Annotated in this window: 3 protein-coding genes; all 3 read right to left on the bottom strand. The window is 65.6% G+C overall.

Annotation, left to right across the window (positions count from 1 at the left end):
• Positions 1-1,614: FAD-binding dehydrogenase (locus tag Q0O95_RS13950; protein ID WP_293699938.1), on the bottom strand; the 1,614-nt coding region annotated here is incomplete at its 3' end.
• A 12-nt stretch (positions 1,615-1,626) separates the two neighbouring features.
• Complete coding sequence (locus Q0O95_RS13945) at positions 1,627-2,112, bottom strand: globin (protein ID WP_293699935.1); 486 nt, start codon at positions 2,110-2,112, stop codon at positions 1,627-1,629.
• A gap of 10 nt (positions 2,113-2,122) precedes the next feature.
• On the bottom strand, positions 2,123-2,797 hold a 675-nt coding region (locus Q0O95_RS13940), incomplete at its 5' end, for an ERAP1-like C-terminal domain-containing protein (RefSeq protein ID WP_293699932.1).

Below are 2,797 nucleotides of genomic sequence, written 5' to 3'. Positions count from 1 at the left end.
CCCACCCAAGAACGTCCCCTCGAGCGACCGATAACCGTGCACGCCGCCTCCGCCGAACCCGGCTGCCTCGCCGACCGCATACAGCCCGGGAATCGAGGAGCCGTCGGCTCGCAGCGCCTGTGACGTGAGGTCCGTCTGGATGCCCCCGAGCGTCTTTCTCGTCAGCGTGTGCAGTTTGACGGCGATGAGGGGCCAGTGCCGCTCGTCGAGAATGCGGTGCGGTTTCGCGGTCCGCACGAGCCGTTCGCCGACGAAGTTTCGTGCCGCATGGATGGCACGAACCTGGTCGTCGCTGGATGCAGGGTCGTTGATCTCGAGGTCGCGCTCGGCGATCGCGGCGGCTACGGCATCCCGGTCGATGCCTTCGCCAGGAACCGTGCCCTGCAACGCTTCCATCCTGTCGAGCAGCTGACTGAGCGAATCGGCGACGATGAAGTCTTCTCCATGATCCAGGAAGGCCTGCACGGGGCCGGGCGCACCCGGCAGGATCCGGTTCGCCAGCAGCCTGACGTTCTTCTGGGTCAGGTCGGGGTTCTGCTCGGATCCGGAGAGCGTGAACTCCTTCTCGATGATCGACTTCGTGAGCACGAACCACGAGTGATCGTTGCCCCCGCGGCGCAGGTACTCGAGCGTGCCGAGCGTATCGAACCCCGGATAGAGGGGTGATGGGAGCCGGCGGCCTCTTTGGTCGAGCCACAGACTCGACGGCCCTGGCAGGATGCGGATGCCGTGGTTCTCCCACACTGGGTCCCAGTTCTTGAGCCCCTCGGTGTAGTGCCACATGCGATCGTCGTTGACGACGTTGGCGCCTCCCACCCTGGCGAGTTCGACGCCCCGGCCGTCTACGTGCTCGGGCACGCCTCTGACGATGTCGGTCGGTGCTGCCCCCAGCGACTCCGGCCAGTGCTCTCGAACCTGTTCGATAGCGCCTCCTATACCGCCGCTCGCGACCACGGTCGACTCGGCACGGATCTCGAAGTCGTCAACGACGTCCCGGCCCGACGCCTCACCGCGGATCGCGAGATCCTCGGCCAGCACCGTGCCGCGTACTCCGACGACTGCATCGTTCTCGAAAATCAACGCATCAGCGCGATGTCGGAACCGGAGCGTCACCAGCCCTTCTTCGACTCCCGCCCGCACGAGCCTCGTGAACGGCGCGACGATGCCGGGGCCCGTGCCCCATACGATGTGGAAGCGGGGTACCGAGTTTCCGTAGCCGCCCGGCACCAGTGGGCCGCGTTCCGCGTGCCCGACGACGGGAAAGAACGATACTCCGCGCTCCCGCAGCCAGCCCCGCATGTCTCCTGCGGCCCAGCCGAGATATGCGTCGGCCCACTTGCGGCCCCACTCATCGGTATCGCGGTCGAAGCCGGCCGCGTGCAGCCAATCGCCACGGGCGAGATCGTAGGAGTCCCGGATGCCGAGCCTGCGCTGCTCAGGGGTGTCGATCAGCAGCAATCCCCCGAACGACCAGAACGCCTGACCGCCGATTGATCGATGCGGCTCCTGGTCGATGATCATGACGTGACGTCCACGCGCGACAGCTTCCGCGGCCGTCACGAGCCCCGCGAGCCCTGCACCGATAATGACGACGTCGGTGGAGTGTGTACGCACGGGGAGCCTCCTCTAGCTCTGCGGCCCTTGGAAGGCCGGGTTGAAGTTGATCATGGCAGTCGCAGCGCGTTCGAAGTAGTCGGTCATCTCGGCGCGGTGCAGTGGTGCGACCTCGAGCTCGTCGAGAGCAGCGTTCATGTGACGCAGCCAGCGTTCGCGGGCATCCTGATCGATGCGGAAGGGCGCGTGCCGCATCCTGAGCCTCGGATGCCCTCGCTGCTGCGAATACTCGCTCGGGCCGCCGAAGTACTGCGCCAGGAAGTTCGCGAGACGCCATTCGGCTCCTTCACGGTCGTCCTGCGGGTACATGGGCCGCATGACCTCGTCTTCCCAGACTCGATCGTAGAAGCGGTGAACGAGATCGTTGAAGAAGTCGATACCGCCGACGGCCTCGAACAGCGTTTGCCCGAGGGAGGGGCCGTGTTCGCCCATTCGTGGCTGCATCGGCCGTGGCTGCATCGGCCCGGGCTGCCCCGTGCTCTGCTCGTTCTCGTTCACCGCCCCTCCGCTACTTGCCCGTGTCCTGTGCGTCGCGACGCTGGTTCGAGAGCGCACGCTCGACATCGTCGAGCAGCTCGCGCACCAGGCGTGTCAGCCCCGCTGCGCGTTCGCGCTCGTTCAACCACGCCCTGGTCGCCTCAGCGAGTTCTTCAGACGCTACGGAACTCGGGTAGAGACCCTTGATGAGCTCTTCTGCCATCTGGTAAGAACGCTGCTCCCAAATCGTGTCGATCGCAGCGTGATAGGGCTCGATGAGTGTCGCGAGCGTGGAGGGATCGTTGGCGCGGCCGAGACCGAGACCCGTGTACCGAACGATCATGTTCGGCGTCTCCTCCAGCACGACGGAGTCGAACGCTGCCCGCTTACCCTCGGGCGTGGGGATGAGCGCACGAGCCCGCACGGCGGCTTGTGCACCGTTGGCAGTGTTGTCCTTTTCGTGCGCTGCCGCAATCTCCTGTTCTCCAGCGGCTCCGTTGTGTACAAGGCCGTCGAGCAATTGCCAGGAGAGGTCCGTGTCGATTTCGAGGCACTCGAGCGAGGTGCGACCTTCGCGCAGCGCAGCGAGCGCAGAGACGTGCTCGTCCGTGCTCGCGATGTTCGCGAAACCCGTCACGAACTGGAACTGGGCGTCCGAGTCCGCTTCTGCCTGCTGAGCGAGCGTCCACAACGCGTTTCCGACTCG

The organism is uncultured Agrococcus sp., from assembly GCF_945915485.1.
GTDB lineage: Bacteria > Actinomycetota > Actinomycetes > Actinomycetales > Microbacteriaceae > Agrococcus.
The sequence above is the reverse complement of the archived record's forward strand: the minus strand, read 5'-3'. Positions and strand labels throughout refer to the sequence as shown.